General features: G+C 61.3%; 14 protein-coding genes and 1 pseudogene. 5 read left to right on the plus strand and 10 right to left on the minus strand.

Annotated features, from left to right (window positions below; translation table 11 throughout):
• The first annotated feature begins 71 nt into the window (after positions 1-71).
• Both AAEZ10_RS11085 and AAEZ10_RS11090 read left to right on the plus strand, forming a co-directional pair.
• Positions 72-1,007, plus strand: coding sequence for a chemotaxis protein CheV (locus AAEZ10_RS11085; RefSeq protein WP_016770829.1), 936 nt, complete (start codon positions 72-74; stop codon positions 1,005-1,007).
• A 186-nt stretch (positions 1,008-1,193) separates the two neighbouring features.
• Positions 1,194-2,000 carry an MOSC N-terminal beta barrel domain-containing protein gene (locus AAEZ10_RS11090; RefSeq protein ID WP_122746639.1) on the plus strand — a complete coding sequence of 269 codons (807 nt, stop codon included), beginning with the start codon at positions 1,194-1,196 and terminating at the stop codon, positions 1,998-2,000.
• A gap of 72 nt (positions 2,001-2,072) precedes the next feature.
• Here AAEZ10_RS11090 and ppnP read toward each other — a convergent pair whose 3' ends face one another.
• From ppnP to AAEZ10_RS11130, 9 genes and pseudogenes are all read right to left on the minus strand, one after another.
• Entirely contained in the window at positions 2,073-2,357 is a 285-nt protein-coding gene (gene ppnP, locus AAEZ10_RS11095; RefSeq protein WP_024013687.1) for a pyrimidine/purine nucleoside phosphorylase, read from the minus strand.
• A gap of 71 nt (positions 2,358-2,428) precedes the next feature.
• Positions 2,429-2,971 carry a 3'-5' exonuclease gene (locus AAEZ10_RS11100; RefSeq protein WP_016770826.1) on the minus strand — a complete coding sequence of 181 codons (543 nt, stop codon included), beginning with the start codon at positions 2,969-2,971 and terminating at the stop codon, positions 2,429-2,431.
• 70 nt (positions 2,972-3,041) lie between these two features.
• Positions 3,042-3,533, minus strand: a complete 492-nt coding sequence (locus AAEZ10_RS27925) for an acyl-CoA carboxylase biotin carboxyl carrier protein subunit (RefSeq protein WP_502947685.1) — start codon at positions 3,531-3,533, stop codon at positions 3,042-3,044.
• Positions 3,506-5,003, minus strand: a pseudogene (locus AAEZ10_RS11105) (acetyl-CoA carboxylase biotin carboxylase subunit); the annotation flags it as partial. The pseudogene AAEZ10_RS11105 and the gene AAEZ10_RS27925, both read right to left, overlap by 28 nt.
• 112 nt (positions 5,004-5,115) lie before the next feature.
• Entirely contained in the window at positions 5,116-5,913 is a 798-nt protein-coding gene (locus tag AAEZ10_RS11110; protein WP_350569179.1) for an enoyl-CoA hydratase/isomerase family protein, read from the minus strand.
• On the minus strand, positions 5,910-7,067 hold the full coding sequence (atuD, locus tag AAEZ10_RS11115; RefSeq protein ID WP_056788533.1) for a citronellyl-CoA dehydrogenase: 1,158 nt from the start codon (positions 7,065-7,067) through the stop codon (positions 5,910-5,912). The genes AAEZ10_RS11110 and atuD overlap by 4 nt, the downstream gene beginning before the upstream one ends.
• Positions 7,068-7,097: 30 nt before the next feature.
• Positions 7,098-8,714: a geranyl-CoA carboxylase subunit beta gene (atuC, locus tag AAEZ10_RS11120; RefSeq protein WP_076563700.1), complete on the minus strand. Its 1,617-nt coding sequence runs from the start codon at positions 8,712-8,714 to the stop codon at positions 7,098-7,100.
• Positions 8,715-8,717: 3 nt separating this feature from the next.
• Positions 8,718-9,602 (minus strand): SDR family oxidoreductase, encoded by an 885-nt coding sequence (locus AAEZ10_RS11125; protein WP_073472477.1) that lies wholly within the window; start codon positions 9,600-9,602, stop codon positions 8,718-8,720.
• A 12-nt stretch (positions 9,603-9,614) separates the two neighbouring features.
• Positions 9,615-11,399 carry an acyclic terpene utilization AtuA family protein gene (locus AAEZ10_RS11130; protein ID WP_350569182.1) on the minus strand — a complete coding sequence of 595 codons (1,785 nt, stop codon included), beginning with the start codon at positions 11,397-11,399 and terminating at the stop codon, positions 9,615-9,617.
• 184 nt (positions 11,400-11,583) lie between these two features.
• On the opposite strand from AAEZ10_RS11130, the gene AAEZ10_RS11135 reads away from it, so the two are divergent.
• The 3 genes from AAEZ10_RS11135 to AAEZ10_RS11145 all read left to right on the plus strand — a co-directional run bounded on the left by AAEZ10_RS11135 (position 11,584) and on the right by AAEZ10_RS11145 (position 14,198).
• A complete protein-coding gene (locus AAEZ10_RS11135) occupies positions 11,584-12,207 on the plus strand; it encodes a TetR/AcrR family transcriptional regulator (RefSeq protein ID WP_122707222.1) in 624 nt (207 codons plus the stop codon).
• Between the two features lie 94 nt (positions 12,208-12,301).
• On the plus strand, positions 12,302-13,099 hold the full coding sequence (locus AAEZ10_RS11140; protein ID WP_073472484.1) for a substrate-binding periplasmic protein: 798 nt from the start codon (positions 12,302-12,304) through the stop codon (positions 13,097-13,099).
• A gap of 85 nt (positions 13,100-13,184) precedes the next feature.
• Positions 13,185-14,198: a GNAT family N-acetyltransferase gene (locus tag AAEZ10_RS11145; protein ID WP_350569185.1), complete on the plus strand. Its 1,014-nt coding sequence runs from the start codon at positions 13,185-13,187 to the stop codon at positions 14,196-14,198.
• 136 nt (positions 14,199-14,334) lie between these two features.
• Here the strand turns inward: AAEZ10_RS11145 and AAEZ10_RS11150 are convergent, their stop codons facing one another.
• Positions 14,335-14,889 carry an RNA polymerase factor sigma-70 gene (locus AAEZ10_RS11150; protein ID WP_008088195.1) on the minus strand — a complete coding sequence of 185 codons (555 nt, stop codon included), beginning with the start codon at positions 14,887-14,889 and terminating at the stop codon, positions 14,335-14,337.
• Positions 14,890-15,173: the final 284 nt, after the last annotated feature.

A 15,173-nucleotide genomic window follows, 5' to 3' on the forward strand; every position in this document is an offset into this window, starting at 1 on the left:
AATCAAGATTAGCTGAATGCAGCCGATAAACCCCCATAGTGAATTCATCAGAACAAGCCCAGGAGTCATTGATGGCCGGCATTCTCGACACGGTAGACCAACGCACGCAACTGGTGGGTGAGAATCGCCTGGAAATCCTCATGTTTCGCCTGGCCGGACGCCAGCTGTTCGCGATCAACGTGTTCAAGGTTCAGGAAGTGCTGCAACTGCCCAAGCTGACCCTGATGCCGCAGCGTCATCCTTTCGTCTGCGGCGTAGTCAATCTGCGCGGGCAGACCCTGCCGGTGATCGACCTGTCCCAGGCAATCGGCATGCGCCCACTGGTGCCGGGCCCGAACAGCACGATCATCGTCACCGAATACAACCGTTCGGTGCAGGCCTTCCTCGTCGGCGGTGTCGACCGCATCGTCAACATGAACTGGGAAGCCATTCTGCCGCCGCCGACCAGTGCTGGCCGCCAGCATTATCTGACCGCGATCAGCAAGGTCGACGATCAACTGGTGGAGATCATCGACGTCGAGAAAGTCCTCGCTGAAATCGTCCCGTACAACGCCAAGGTCTCGCGCGAGAAACTCGACGACCCGGTACTGGAGCGCGCCCGTGGCCGCGAAGTGTTGCTGGTGGACGACTCCAACGTAGCGCTATCGCAATTGCGCGATACCCTCGGCCAGCTCGGGGTGAAGATGCACATTGCCAGCGACGGTCTGAAAGCCTTGAACATGCTCAAGGCCTGGGCCGATACCGGCGTGCATATGACCGATAAACTGCTGATGATCTTCACCGATGCGGAAATGCCGGAAATGGACGGTTATCGCCTGACCACGGAGATCCGCAACGACCCTCGCCTGCGTGGCCTGTACGTCGTGCTGCACACCTCGCTATCGGGCAGTTTCAACGACTCGATGGTGAAGAAGGTCGGCTGCGACAACTTCCTCTCCAAATTCCAGCCGGATAAACTGGTTGATGTGGTACGCCAGCGTCTGATGCTCGACGCCGTGCCGGCCTGAAACACGCACATTTTGCTTCCTGTGGGAGCCTGCTCGCGAAAGCGCAGGGTCGGACACATTGATGGTGAAGGTGCCGGCCTCTTCGCGAGCAGGCTCGCTCCCACAGAACTGTACTTACATTAATGACGGCTTTGATTCGGTATCGAAGCTCGTATAGGGTGGCGTTTTTCCATCAGGGAGCTGGCCATGCTGCGTCTGAGCGCGCTTTATCGTTACCCGTTGAAATCCGGCAAGGGCGAAATGCTGCAAAGCATTGAGCTGGACAAGCTCGGGCTGGCGGGCGACCGACGCTGGATGCTGGTGGACGAGGCCAGCGGGCGCTTTCTGACCCAGCGTGCCGAAGCGAAGATGAGTCAGTTGTCGGCGTTATGGAATGCCGGCGGCGGTTTGACCCTCAGCGCTCCCGAGCAGGGATCTATCGAAGTCGCGCTGCCCGCTGCCGACGCCGAGCTGCGCGGTGTGACGATCTGGCGTGACACCCTGCGGGTGCCGGACGCCGGTGATCAAGCCGCGCGGTTTGTCAGCGACTTCCTCGGCAAGCCGACACGTCTGGTGCAGATGCCGCTCGAGCGGGCACGCACCACGCAGTCGGGGTTCGGCAAGGATGACGATCAAGTGGCGTTCGCCGACGGTTATCCATTGCTGCTGATCGGCGAAGCCTCGCGGCTGGCCCTCTCGGAAACGGTAGGGCGAGAGCTGGAGATGCTGCGCTTCCGTCCGAATCTGGTGATCGAAGGCAGCGCGGCTTACGCCGAGGACCAATGGAAACGCATTCGCATCGGCGATATCGAATTCCGCGTGGTCAAGCCATGTGCGCGTTGCATCATGACCACTGTTGACCCGCAAACCGGTGAGCGCAGCGCCGATCGTGAGCCGTTCGCGACGTTACAGAAACACCGCAGCACCGCCGATGGCGCGATGTTCGGGCAGAATCTGGTCAACGACGGCAATGGCCGCCTGGAAGTCGGCATGCCGGTGGAAATTCTCGAATAGACTTTCCCTGAAACGAAAAATGCCCGGGTCTTTTGGACGCGGGCATTTTTTTGCGCGGTGAAACCGGCGGGATCAGCCGCGGTATTCGCACAGGTAAGCGGTATCCACTTCGACTTTCAGTTGGAACTTGCTGTTGGCCGGAACGTTGAACTGGCTGCCGGCGGCGAAGGTTTCCCAGTCGCTGCTGTCTGGCAGTTTTACGCTCAGCGCGCCGGAAACCACATGCATGATCTCGCGCTGGCTGGTGCCGAATTCGTATTCGCCCGGGGCCATGACGCCAATGGTCGCCGGACCTTCAGCGGTGCCAAAGGCGATCGACTTGACGGTGCCGTCGAAGTACTCGTTGACTTTAAACATGGGCGGATTCCTCGAAAAGGGCTTAAAAGGGGGCGGCCAGTATGCACAAGGCTTTTCGCGCCGTCACGCGTCTAAAGCGGCAGGACCAGCGGCAATAACCGCGCGGTATTGCGGGCATCTTCCAGCGCGCGATGTTGTTGGCCGTTGAACTGCATGCCCGCCAGTTGCAACGCGCCGTTGAGCCCCAGCGGTCGTTCCAGGCGGCGGGCCTTGGCGAAGCGCTGTTTGAGGTTCATGTGCGGGACTTTGCTCAGGCCGCTGTCGATGTTCAGGCGTTGCCACTCCTGGAGCAATTGCTGGCGATCGTAACCGCCCCAACTGGCCCAGCCTTCCAGACGAGTTTGATGCTGCGCGAGCCAACGCTCAAAGGCCGGCCAGACCTCGCTCAGCGGTTGCGCCGAATCGATGTTGGCCTGGGTGATGTGTGTCAGCTCCCGACAGAATGGCGTCAGCAATGGCCGGCGGGTCGGTTTGACGAAGCGCTGGAAGTGATCCTGCTCGCGCCCGGCGCGGTCGACCAGAGTCGCACCGATCTCGATAATTTCCATCTCCGTGACCGGCCAGCCACCCTCGTCTGTGGTGGCTTCCAGATCTATGACCAGCCAATGGGGCATCGCAGGGTTCCTGATTTCCGCGTTCTGATTTATCAGAGCGTAGTCAAACCCCGCGCTTGTGCCCGGGCGACTACTCGACCTGCAACAGAACCTGACGATTTTTTACCTGATCGCCGACCTTCACTTGCACCCGTTTGAGCACGCCATCGATGCCGGCCTTCAACGGATGCTCCATTTTCATTGCCTCCAGTACCACCAGCAATTGACCCTTGCTGACCGTACTGCCTTCGCTGACCAGCACATCGACAATGGCACCGTCCATCGGGGCTTTCAGGGTGCCGGAGGCGACGCTGGTCTGACTGTCGATCGGCGCATGAGTTCGATCCTCCAGGCGCAGGCTGCCCGGATGGGTGAACAGCCACAGCTGCCGATCGTGCAGACGATAGGCATGGCGCTGGCGCAGGCCGTCGACTTCGACGGTGATTGATTGCGCGGCGTGCTCAATGATTTTCACCGCCACAGTGCTTTCGCCAGCCTGCACGACCAACTCGCCGGTTTTGCGCGCCAGCACCGACAGCGTCCAGCCCTGCTCGTCACTGCCGAGTCGATAGTGCAACGGCACGCCGGCGTTGTTGCGCCAGCCATTCAATGGGGCGCGATGGGGCAGGGCGCTGGCGTGATAGAACAACACCACGGCAATCGCTAGTTGCGCCGTTGTCGGCACATAAGTGTTGAGGCTGGCATGGCTGGAAAAATGTTCTTGGATGAAGGCGGTGCTGAAATCGCCACTGATGAACTGCGGATGTTGCAGCAGGCCTTCGAGCAAGCGTTGGTTGCTTTGCACGCCAAGCAGCACGGTGTCCTGCACCGCACGCACTAACTTGCGCCGCGCCTCTTCGCGGGTTGCGCCGTGGGCGATCAGTTTGCCCAGCAGCGGGTCGTAGAACGGGCTGACCGACTGGCCTTCAAGCAGACCGTGATCGATCCGCGCCCCGTGCTCCGAAGCCGGTTGCCATGCCGCAATTCGGCCGGTTTGCGGAAGAAAATCCGCAGCGGGATCCTCAGCGTAGAGGCGCACTTCCATGGCGTGACCGTCGAGACGGATCTGCTCCTGCGTCAGCGGTAGCGGCTGGCCCTCGGCAACCAGCAACTGCCATGCGACCAGATCCAGCCCGGTGATCAATTCCGTCACCGGATGCTCGACCTGCAGACGGGTGTTCATCTCCAGAAAGTAGAACTGGCCGCGCGCGTCGAGCAGGAACTCCACGGTGCCAGCGCCGACGTAATCCACCGCGCGCCCGGCCTTAAGCGCCGCTTCGCCCATGGCCTGGCGCAGCTCGGCGGTCATCACCGGGCACGGCGCTTCTTCGATGACTTTCTGATGACGGCGCTGGATCGAGCAATCACGTTCGCCGAGATAGACCAGATGGCCGTGCTGGTCGCCGAACAATTGCACTTCGACGTGGCGCGGTTCGATCAATGCCTGTTCGAGAATCAACTCGTCGCTGCCGAAACCGTTCATTGCTTCGGACCGCGCGGTGCGCAGTTGCGCCGCCAGTTCGCTGGCCTCGTGCACCAGGCGCATGCCACGTCCACCGCCACCGGCACTGGCCTTGATCATCAGCGGATAGCCGATGCGCTCGGCTTCGGCCAGCAGGGTCGCGTCGTCCTGCGCTGCGCCTTGATAGCCGGCAATGCATGGCACGCCGGCGTCGAGCATGGCGATTTTCGACAGGCGTTTGCTGCCCATCAGTTCGATCGCTTCGACGCTGGGGCCGATGAAAGTCATCCCGGCTTCGGCGCAGGCGCGGGCGAAATCGGCGTTTTCCGAGAGAAAGCCGTAGCCCGGGTGAATCGCGTCGGCGCCGCTGCGGCGGGCGGCGTCGAGGATCGCCGCAATGTTGAGGTACGACTGCTGTACCGGCGCCGGGCCGATGTGCACGGCCTGATCGGCCATTTGTACGTGTAGCGCATCGGCGTCGGCGTCGCTGAACACGGCGACGGTGCGATAGCCCAGCGCCTGGGCCGTGCGCTGGATGCGGCAGGCGATTTCACCGCGGTTGGCGATCAGGATTTTGTGGAGGGTAGGCATGGTGGGGTTCCTGAAATGATAGCGGTGAATGGAATGGCCTCATCGCGAGCAGGCTCGCTCCCACATTTGGAATGCATTTCGACCTGTGGGAGCGAGCCTGCTCGCGAAGCTTTTAGCTGACCCACCGAGGTTTGCGTTTCTGCATAAAAGCCATGGTCCCCTCGACTCCCTCGCCTCCGGTTACCGCCGCGCTGAACCACTGCGCCGCCTCATCGAGCAATTCACTCGAAGGCTGCCCGGCGCTGGCCAATAACAATTTTTTCGTCATCGCATTCGCTTCGGGTGCGCAGCGCAGCACCTGTTGCAAGACCTCATCCAGTTGCTCGGCCAACGCTTGCGCATCCTGTTCAACGAAATGCACCAGCCCCAAACGATGCGCCTCGTGGCCATCGAAACGCGCTGCGGTCAGGGCCAGTCGGCGGGTTTCGGTCAGGCCTATCCGTTGCACCACAAACGGTGCGATTTGCGCCGGGATCAGGCCAAGGCTGGTTTCCGGCAAGCCGAACTGCGCCTGGTGATCACTAATCGCAACATCGCTGACGCAAGCCAGGCCGAAGCCGCCGCCGAGCACGGCGCCTTGCAGCACCGTGATCAGCACTTGCGGCGCATGTTGGGCTTGTTCCAGTAACGCGCCAAACGCCCGGTTCAACTCACGGTAAGCGTCCGCCCCTTGAACCCGGGCATTGGCCATGTCCTTGATGTCGCCACCGGCGCAGAAGTGCCCGCGGGCTCCGCTGAGCACCAAGGCCCGCACTGTGCGGTCATCACGCACCGCCGCCAGCACTGCGCGCAGTTCGGCGACCATTTGCAGGCTCATCGCGTTGCGGCTGTCCGGACGGTTGAGGGTGATGTGCAGCACGCCGCCATGCAGTTCCAGCAACAGCGTCTGGCAATCGGGCAGGCGGCTCATTTCTTTTTCCCCGGCAGAATGCCCATCAGTTTGCAGATGATCCCCAGCATGATTTCGTCGGCGCCGCCGCCAATCGATACCAGACGCACATCGCGATAAGCACGGGCCACCGGGTTGTCCCACATGAAGCCCATACCGCCCCAATATTGCAGGCAGCTGTCGCTGACTTCCCGGCCCAAGCGTCCGGCCTTGAGCTTGGCCATCGACGCCAGGCGCGTGACGTCCTGACCTTTGATGTACTGCTCGGTGGCCTGATAGACCAGCGCGCGCAGGCATTCGATTTCGGTCTGCAATTCGGCGAGACGGAAGTGGATCACCTGGTTGTCGATCAGCGCGTTGCCGAAGGTCTTGCGCTCCTTGCAGTACTCGATGGTGCTGTCGATGCAATATTCCAGGCCCTTGATCATGTTCGCCGCGCCGAACAGGCGTTCCTCCTGGAACTGCAGCATCTGCATCATGAACCCGGCGCCTTCATGGCCGATGCGGTTGCGCTGCGGCACGCGCACGTTGTCGAAGAACACCTGCGCGGTTTCCGAGCTGCGCATGCCGAGCTTGTCCAGGTGCGAACTGAGGCTGATCCCCGGGGTGTTCATCGGCACCATGATCAGCGACTTGTTGATGTGCGGCTTGTCGTCGGAAGTGTTGGCGAGCAGGCAGATGAAATCGGCGCTCGGCGAGTTGGTGATCCACATTTTGCTGCCGTTGATCACGTAGTCATCGCCGTCCTTGCGTGCCGTGGTTTTCAGTCCGGCGACATCGGAGCCGGCGCCGACTTCGGAAACGCCGATGCAGCCGACCTGTTCGCCCGTGATCGCCGGGCGCAGGAATTCTTCGCGCAACTCATCGGAGCCGAAGCGGGCGAGGGCGGGTGTACACATGTCGGTCTGCACGCCAATCGACATCGGAATCCCGCCGCAATGAATGGTGCCGAACTCTTCGGCGGCGACGATCGAATAGCTGTAGTCGAGGCCCATGCCGCCGAATTTTTCCGGCTTGGAAATGCCCAGCAGGCCCAGCTCACCGGCCTTGCGGAAAATCTCATGGATCGGAAAGCGCCCGGCCTTTTCCCACTCTTCGACGTGCGGGTTGATCTCGTGGGTGACGAACTGGCGAACGGTGCGGCGCAGGGCTTCGTGTTCCGGGGTGAAGATCATTGTTGTTGTTCTCCGTAGGATCCGTGGCGGTCAGAAGCGGCTGACGCCGAAGCTGTTGGGTTGCAGCGTGCGCCTGTCGGCTTCGTGGCAAATATCCAGCAAGTAGCCAAGCAGGGTGCGGGTGTCGCGCGGGTCGATCAGGCCGTCGTCCCACAGGTTGGCGCTGCCGTACAGGGCAGTGGATTGGCTGTCGAGTTTCTGCGCGGTCATCTGTTCGAGCATGTCGAGCATTTTCGGATCGGGCTCGATGCCGTCCTTGAGCTGTTTGGCTTCGGTAACGATGCGCAAGACCTTGCCGGCCTGTGCGCCGCCCATCACTGCCGTGCGGCTGTTGGGCCAGGCGAAGATGAAGCGCGGATCGAGCCCGCGCCCGCACATGGCGTAGTTGCCGGCGCCGTAGGAACCGCCGACGACAATGGTCAGTTTAGGCACCCGTGCGTTGGCCACCGCTTGAATCAGTTTCGAGCCGTGCTTGATCACCCCTTGCTGTTCCGATTCGGTGCCGACCATGAAACCCGTGGTGTTGTGGAAAAACAGTAGCGGCGTCTGGCTCTGGTCGCACAACTGGATGAACTGCGCCGCCTTGCTCGCACCTTGCGGGGTGATCGGGCCGTTGTTGCCGATGAAGCCGCAGGCGCGGCCCTGGATTTTCAACTGGCCGCAAAGGGTTTGCTGATCGAACTCGCCTTTGAATTCGAGAAAGTCCGATTCATCGGCAATCCGCGCGATGATTTCGCGCACGTCGTAGGGCTTTTTTGCATCGTCCGGGATCAGCCCGAGCAGTTCGTCGATGGGGTAAAGCGGCTCTTTGAATTGCGGCTGCGGCAGCCAGGGCAACTGCTCGTTCCATGGCAGCATGCGCATGATGTCGCGGACCTGGCGTATGCCGTCAGCGTCGTTTTCAGCGAGATATTCGGCGGTACCGGCGACCTGCGCGTGCATTTCGGCACCACCGAGTTCTTCATCGCTGGCCACTTCGCCGGTCGCCGCTTTGAGCAATGGCGGGCCGGCGAGGAACAGCTTGGCCTTGCCGCGCACCACCACCACGTAATCCGACAACCCCGGTTGATAGGCGCCGCCCGCCGTGGCCGAGCCGTGTACCACGGTGATCTGCGGCAAACCCATGGCTGACATGCGCGCCTGATTGGCGAAACTGCGCGCGCCTTCGACAAAAATCTCCGCCGCGTAGTTGAGATTGGCACCGCCGCTTTCGGCGAGGGTGATCATCGGCAGTTTGTTTTCCCGAGCAATCTGTTGCAGGCGCAGGGATTTTTTCAGGCCGCTCGGCGAGATCGTGCCGCCCTTGATCGCGCTGTTGTTGGCGACCACCATCGCGCGGATGCCGCAGACATAACCGATGCCGGCAATCAGCCCGCCACCGGCCGAACTGCCGTCCTTGTCGTCATGCAACTTGTAGCCGGCGAGGCTGGCCAATTCGAGGAACGGCGCACCGGGGTCGAGCAACAGGTTCAGGCGTTCGCGGGGCAACAGTTGCCCGCGTTTGCTGAATTTGTCTTTGGCTTCGGCGGCCTTGTTCAGCAGGTTCTGTTCGAGCTGCTGCACCTGCTCGATGGCGGCGAGCATGGCCGCGCGGTTGCGCGCGAACGCTTCGCTGTGCGGATCGAGTTGCGACTGAATCTGCGCCATGGCTTATTCCTTGTCCTTGAGCACGTCGGGACGCAACACTTCTGGTAAATACGCGCGGTGAAAACCGTTGAACGATTCGCTGTGGCTGGCCTTGTGCAGCGGCCAGGCACGACTGCCGAGGCTGGCGGCGCCGTCGATTTTCACCGTGGTGCCGCTGATGAACGCTGCCGCCGGGCTGAGCAGAAACACGATCGCCGCACTGACTTCCGATTCGGTGCCGATACGCTTGAGCGGCACATGCTCGCGCAGGGTCGGAATCACTGCTTTGAATGCGCCCTCGTAAGTGTCCATGCCGCTGGAGGCGATCCAGCCCGGCGCCACCGCGTTGACCCGGACCCCGGCGTAACCCCACTCGAACGCGGCAGTCTTGGTGAAGTTGTCCATGCCCGAACGCGCGGCGCCCGAGTGGCCCATGCCGGGCATGCCGCCCCACATGTCGGCAAGCATGTTGACGATGCTGCCGCCGTGTTTGCTCATCGACTGGTTGAACACTTCGCGGGCCATCAGAAAGCCGCCGACCAGGTTGGTCCGCAGCACGGTTTCGAAGCCCTTCTGATTGATCGAGGCCAAGGGCGACGGGTATTGGCCCCCGGCGTTGTTGACCAGGCCGTGGATCGGCCCGTGTTCGGCGATCAGCTCTTTGACCAGTTGCTTGACCGCTTCTTCATCGCGGATATCGCAGGCCTTCCAGTGCGCGCGGCCGCCGTCCTCGGTGATTTCGGCGGCGACTTTTTCGAGCTTTTCCGGCTTGCGCCCGACCAGCAGCACATTGGCGCCGAGCGCCGCCAGTTCATGGGCGGTGCAGCGACCGATGCCGCTGCCGCCGCCGGTGACAATCAGGTTCTGGCCGCTGAACAGATCGGCGCGGAAAATCGACGCGTAAGCCATGCACACCATCCTCTAGTCGAGCTGTTCGGCGATGCTTTGCGGCACCGGGATCTGGATTTCCAATAGTTGCTGGGCGAAGGCTTTGCCCTGCGGGTCGATGCGCAGGCTGGCGACACCGCCACCGCCAAGGGCGTTTTCCAAAAGAAAATTAAGGCTGTGGGTGCCGGGCAGATACCAGCGTTCGACACGCCCGAGAAGCGGATCGAGGACGTGGCGCATCCAGTCGACCACCACCGAGGTGGTCAGCGCTTCGGCGATCCACGGCAGGTAATCGGGATGGCGCGGCATCACGCCGATATTGCTGTGGTTGCCCTTGTCGCCGGAGCGCGCCACCGCCAGTTTCACCAACGCCACACTGGCATCGGCGCGGCCCTGGGGTCGGGGTGGCTGATGGGCGATCGGCAAATTTGCACTGTCCAGAGCCACCGGGTCGGGCAGGACGCACGGATGGCGCTCACCAGCGATGTCGACTTGCAGGGTGCAGGCGCTTTTATCGATGAGGAAAGAGAACAGACGGATGAGGGGGTATACGGTCGGACGACCGCCGACGATGCCGGTCAAGCCCGGCGCCATGCCGGTCGCGGCCTGGGCGATCTCTCTGGAAAACAGTACCAGTGCGCGTTTGTCGGGATGGCGCACGGCGATTTTGATCACCACTTCACGGCTGTCGCGGCGCTGGCCGTGGGGGCCGTAGGTGGCTTCGCTGCCGAGCAGTTCGACATGGGTTTCGCTGTACGGCGCCCAGCCGCGCAGGCTGAACATCTCGGCGGTCTTGTCGATGATCGCCTGACTGACCCGCCGCGCCTTGTCCACCGCGTCGATACCGGCCATCAGGCAACTGGCGGTGCAGCGAAAACCGTCCGGGTACGTGGCGCTGACCTTGTATTTGTCGCTGGGCGGCAGGCCTTTGGCCCCGTGCACCTGCACGACGTTTTTGCCCTGTTGCTGGAGTTTGACCTGGCTGAAATCGCAGATCACGTCGGGTAACAGATAGGCCTGCGGATCGCCGATTTCGTAGAGCATCTGCTCGCCGACCGTCAATGGTGTGACCAGGCCGCCGGAGCCTTCGGGTTTGCTGACGAGGAACTGGCCATCGGCGCTGACCTCGACGATCGGAAAACCGATGTGCTCGTAATCCGGCACCTCGCGCCAGTCGGTGAAATTACCGCCGGTGCACTGCGCGCCGCATTCGATGATGTGCCCGGCCAGCGCGGCCTGGGCGAGTTTGTCGTAGTCATGCCACGACCAGCCAAATTCGTGGACCAGCGCCGCGCTGACTACGGCGCTGTCGACCACCCGGCCGGTGATGACAATGTCGGCACCCAGGCGCAACGCTTCGACAATTCCCGGCGCGCCGAGGTAGGCGTTGGTCGACACGCACATGCGCGGAAGCGGCGCGCCGCTGAACATTTCGCGGATATCGGCGGGTTTTTTGAGCTGTCCTTGCAAGTCGTCGCCGAGCAACACGGCGATCTTCAGCTGGACCCCAGCCTGGTCACAGGCCGCTTGCAGGGCCGCCGCGCAAGCCTGCGGATTGACCCCGCCGGCATTGCTGATCACGCGGATGTTCTGTTCGGCCAGTTGCGTCAGCAGCGGCGCCAGCACTTCAACGAAGTCACCCGCGAACCCGGCCTGCGGGTCTTTCAGGCGCGCGCCGGCCATCAGCGACATGGTGATCTCGGCCAGATAATCGAACACCAGATAATCCAGGTTTCCGCCGGAGACAAGCTGGGCGGCAGCAGTGGAAGTGTCGCCCCAAAAAGCACTGGCGCAGCCGATTCGCACGGTGGTTGGCATTTTTATCTCCGACTCAGGGACCTGCGACAGAAGTGTCTGGAGGCTACCAAGCAAGCGCTTGGTTTGTAAACAGGCGAAACATTCTTCTGCCCAAGCGCTTGCTTGGTGCCCGCGCGCGGCTTAAATTGCGCGCAACCCTGCGGTTACAGGGGGCAACACACTGATCGACTGTAGGAGAGAACGGGTGGACGAGCAAAAAGCCCTGCGGGTCATGCGCGAACTGGTCGACCAGGGCCAGTTGACCGACCCGGACAGCGCCCGCGGCAAATTGCTGCAAGTGGCGGCTCACCTGTTTCGCAACAAAGGCTACGAGCGCACCACAGTGCGCGATCTGGCCAGCGCTGTGGGCATTCAGTCGGGCAGTATTTTTCATCACTTCAAAAGCAAGGATGAAATTCTCCGCGCGGTGATGGAGGAAACCATCCGCTACAACACCGCGCTGATGCGCGCAGCCCTGGCCGAAGCCAGCGACGTGCGCGAAAAAGTGCTGGCGCTGATTCGCTGCGAATTGCAGTCGATCATGGGCGGCAGCGGCGAGGCGATGGCGGTGCTGGTGTACGAATGGCGCTCATTGTCCGAAGACGGCCAGGCTAAAGTCCTTGCTTTACGTGACGTTTATGAAGACATCTGGCTGCAGGTTCTGAGCGAGGCCAAGGACGCCGGCTATATTCGCGGCGACGTTTTTATTACCCGACGTTTCCTTACCGGCGCACTGTCCTGGACCACCACCTGGTTCCGTGCCGGCGGCAGTTTGAGCCTCGATCAGCTCGCCGATGAAGCGCTGATTCTGGTCCTCGAAGCGCGTTGAACGGTTGTCGGACCGGCCGACAAACTGGCTAAGTCGGCGAAACCGCCTAGCTTGAATGCATTGATCGCTATTTTTTTTCGGGGAGTGGGGTGTTTTGAAGTCTTCGCCAATTCGGACAGCCGCCGGGCTGATGCTCGCTGCGCTGGCTGCGTTATGGGTATTGCCCGCTCAGTCAGCGCAATTGGTCCGGGTCGGCGCCGCGCATTTCCCGCCTTATACGATTCGCCCGGAAAACGGCGCCGACACGGGCCTGTTGCCGCAATTGATCGAGGCGCTGAACCGCTCGCAGAGCGACTATCAGTTCGTCCTGGTGCCGACGTCGATCCCGCGCCGTTTCGGTGATTTCAAGCAGGGCCGCATCGATATGGCGATCTTCGAGAACCCCGAGTGGGGCTGGAAGGACATTCCCCACGACGACGTCGACATGGGCCTGGAAGACGCCGAGATTTTCGTCGCGCAACGCGAAGACGGCCGCCAGCAAAACTACTTCTCGAGCCTGTCGGGCAAACGTCTGGCGCTGTTCAGCGGTTATCACTACGAATTTGCCAACTTCAACGCCGACCCGAAATACCTCGCGCACAACTACAACGCCACGCTGACCTATTCCCACGACAGCAACCTGCTGATGGTCCTGCGCGGACGCGCCGACATTGCCTTGGTCACCCGCTCCTATCTGTTCGATTACCTGCTGCGCAACGAGAAGGTCCGCGATGAACTGCTGGCGTCGCAGCGTACCGATCAGATCTATCACCATTACGCGATTCTGCGGCCAAACGCTCCGATCACCGGCGAAGCCTTCGGCAACCTGTTGCAGCGTTTGCGCGACAACGGCGAATTGCTGAGGATTTTCGAGCCCTACAGGATTGCCGTGATGCCGGCGCCTCATCACTGAAGCGCTAATTGCCTCTCGCGCTTAAATTTCCCCTCCCGGCTCACGTCACTTCGTTGAACTGTCGACGATTACGTGAGCCTGACCCATGTCCAATCTGAATGACCTGACTGCTCTGGCATTGCCCTCGGGCAGTCAATTGATCGCTGATGCTACCGAGAGCCGCTTGAGCCTGAGCCTGGACGGGCAACCGCTGATTCGGCTGCGCCTGGACCGCGAGGCCAATGGCCCGATTCAGCTTGATGAACGTTTTGCCCTGCCGCCCGGGCAAGCCTTGTGGGCCGCCTGTTATTGGCTGTTCGCCCGTGATCCGGCGTGCCAGCAATTGACCTGGCAACTCGATCAGCCGCCGTCCGAAGCCTTGCGCAGTGGTCTGCTGATCAATACCGAAGTCGCCGGCGAGTATCGCTGCGAGCGCACGCTGTTCTGGCAACTGCCGCAGCCGTGGCTGGGCACTTCACTGACCGGCAGCTATCCGCAGCAAATGGTCATCAGCCATGGCAAGCGCCATCCGCTGCGACCGGTGAAGCCGCGCGGTGAAGTCTACCGGCGTTTCGATGCGCGGCTCGGCGCGTGGATTTCCTTGCGAACGCTGGAAATCGAGGAAGATCTGTCGCGCTTCAATCGCTGGCAGAACAGCCCGCGCGTGGCGAGTTTCTGGCAGGAGGAGGGCAGCCTTGAGCAGCATCGCGACTATCTCAACAAGCTCGATGCCGATCCGCACACGCTGACGCTGATCGGCTGTTTCGATGATCAGCCGTTCGCTTATTTCGAAGCCTACTGGGCCAAGGAAGATCGCATCGCGCCGTTCTACGATGCCGGCGATTACGACCGTGGCATTCACATGCTGGTCGGCGAAGAAAGTCATCGCGGCCCGCATAAAGTGGCGAGCTGGTTATCGGCGCTGGTGCATTACCTGTTTCTCGATGATCCACGGACCCAGCGCGTGGTCGCCGAACCGCGTGCCGACAACGCGAAGATGATCGGCCATATGCACAACCAGTGCTTTCACTGCGAGAAGGAATTCGATTTTCCGCACAAGCGCGCGGCGCTGATGATGCTGGGGCGGGAGCGGTTTTTTGATCGGTGCAGCCTGGCCTGATGCGTTCGGCCTCGGTATTGCATTGAGTCTGAGGCCGCTTTCGCGAGCAGGCTCGCTCCCACACTGGATTTGTGTCATTCATCAAATCCTGTGGGAGCGAGCCTGCTCGCGAATGGCTTGACGCAAAATCCGGATCCTAACGACGACCCGCAATCACCGCATCCCGCCGACTGCCCGAGACCTTGCGGCAGTGCACCAGCGCATCACGAATCATGAAGTTGACCAGGGTGGGCGATACGCCCAGTTCCTTGGCGATGTCCTTTTGCGGCACGCCGTGCAGACGGTACATCTCGAAGGCATAACGGGTGCGGCTGGGCAGCTCGGTCAGCGCATCGGCGATGTGTTCGAGGGTCGAGAAGTTGATATGCGAAGTTTCCGGCGAAGCGCCCTGAATCACCACGTTCAAGCCTTCCTCTTCCGGGCCTGAGTATTTCTGTTCGAGCGCCTGCTTGCGGTAGTGATCGATGGCGAGGTTGCGCACGATCTGGAACAGGTAGCTCAGCTGAGCCTTGATCGACGACGTGATCGGCGGCGCCGATTGCAGTCGGAAAAACGCATCCTGAACCACGTCTTCGGCACGAGACCTGCAACCGGTAATGCGGGCTGCAATCTTGACCAGAATCAGTCGATTGTCGACGAATGCCTGAAGTAGCGGTGAATCGCACCTGCTTGTGGATACTTGTTCCGTCATGGAAATCACCTTGCTGCCAATAGGTTAGTGGGAGGGCCTCGGGGGACGGCGCCGTCCTACACATCGAGCGACAAATTATGTTGAATGATAATGATTGTCAAATGAGAAAGAGAAGTAGTGCTGTAAGTCGATGTGTTTTGCGAGCTGCGACACGCCGCCGCACCTTGGCCCCGCTGGACGTCGCGCCTGCCGACTAATTATTTCCACAGTCCATCCGTTCTCATTGGTGAATGGCCCGGGTGCAGATCCCCGGCCTCAGCGCATTCCGATGCCTTGCGCGGTCG

The sequence above is a fragment of the Pseudomonas sp. H26/SER47-MNA-CIBAN-0231 genome (assembly GCF_040310465.1).
Lineage (GTDB): Bacteria > Pseudomonadota > Gammaproteobacteria > Pseudomonadales > Pseudomonadaceae > Aquipseudomonas > Aquipseudomonas atacamensis.

What these genes read in the sequence shown, in the direction of transcription:
- AAEZ10_RS11145 (WP_350569185.1), top strand. Translation starts at nt 13,185, where the DNA reads ATGTCCAATCTGAATGACCTGACTGCTCTGGCATTGCCCTCGGGCAGT.
- atuD (WP_056788533.1), bottom strand. Translation starts at nt 7,067, where the DNA reads ATGATCTTCACCCCGGAACACGAAGCCCTGCGCCGCACCGTTCGCCAG.
- AAEZ10_RS11090 (WP_122746639.1), top strand. Translation starts at nt 1,194, where the DNA reads ATGCTGCGTCTGAGCGCGCTTTATCGTTACCCGTTGAAATCCGGCAAG.
- atuC (WP_076563700.1), bottom strand. Translation starts at nt 8,714, where the DNA reads ATGGCGCAGATTCAGTCGCAACTCGATCCGCACAGCGAAGCGTTCGCG.
- AAEZ10_RS11085 (WP_016770829.1), top strand. Translation starts at nt 72, where the DNA reads ATGGCCGGCATTCTCGACACGGTAGACCAACGCACGCAACTGGTGGGT.
- AAEZ10_RS11100 (WP_016770826.1), bottom strand. Translation starts at nt 2,971, where the DNA reads ATGCCCCATTGGCTGGTCATAGATCTGGAAGCCACCACAGACGAGGGT.
- AAEZ10_RS11125 (WP_073472477.1), bottom strand. Translation starts at nt 9,602, where the DNA reads ATGGCTTACGCGTCGATTTTCCGCGCCGATCTGTTCAGCGGCCAGAAC.
- AAEZ10_RS11130 (WP_350569182.1), bottom strand. Translation starts at nt 11,399, where the DNA reads ATGCCAACCACCGTGCGAATCGGCTGCGCCAGTGCTTTTTGGGGCGAC.
- AAEZ10_RS11110 (WP_350569179.1), bottom strand. Translation starts at nt 5,913, where the DNA reads ATGAGCCGCCTGCCCGATTGCCAGACGCTGTTGCTGGAACTGCATGGC.
- AAEZ10_RS11150 (WP_008088195.1), bottom strand. Translation starts at nt 14,889, where the DNA reads ATGACGGAACAAGTATCCACAAGCAGGTGCGATTCACCGCTACTTCAG.
- ppnP (WP_024013687.1), bottom strand. Translation starts at nt 2,357, where the DNA reads ATGTTTAAAGTCAACGAGTACTTCGACGGCACCGTCAAGTCGATCGCC.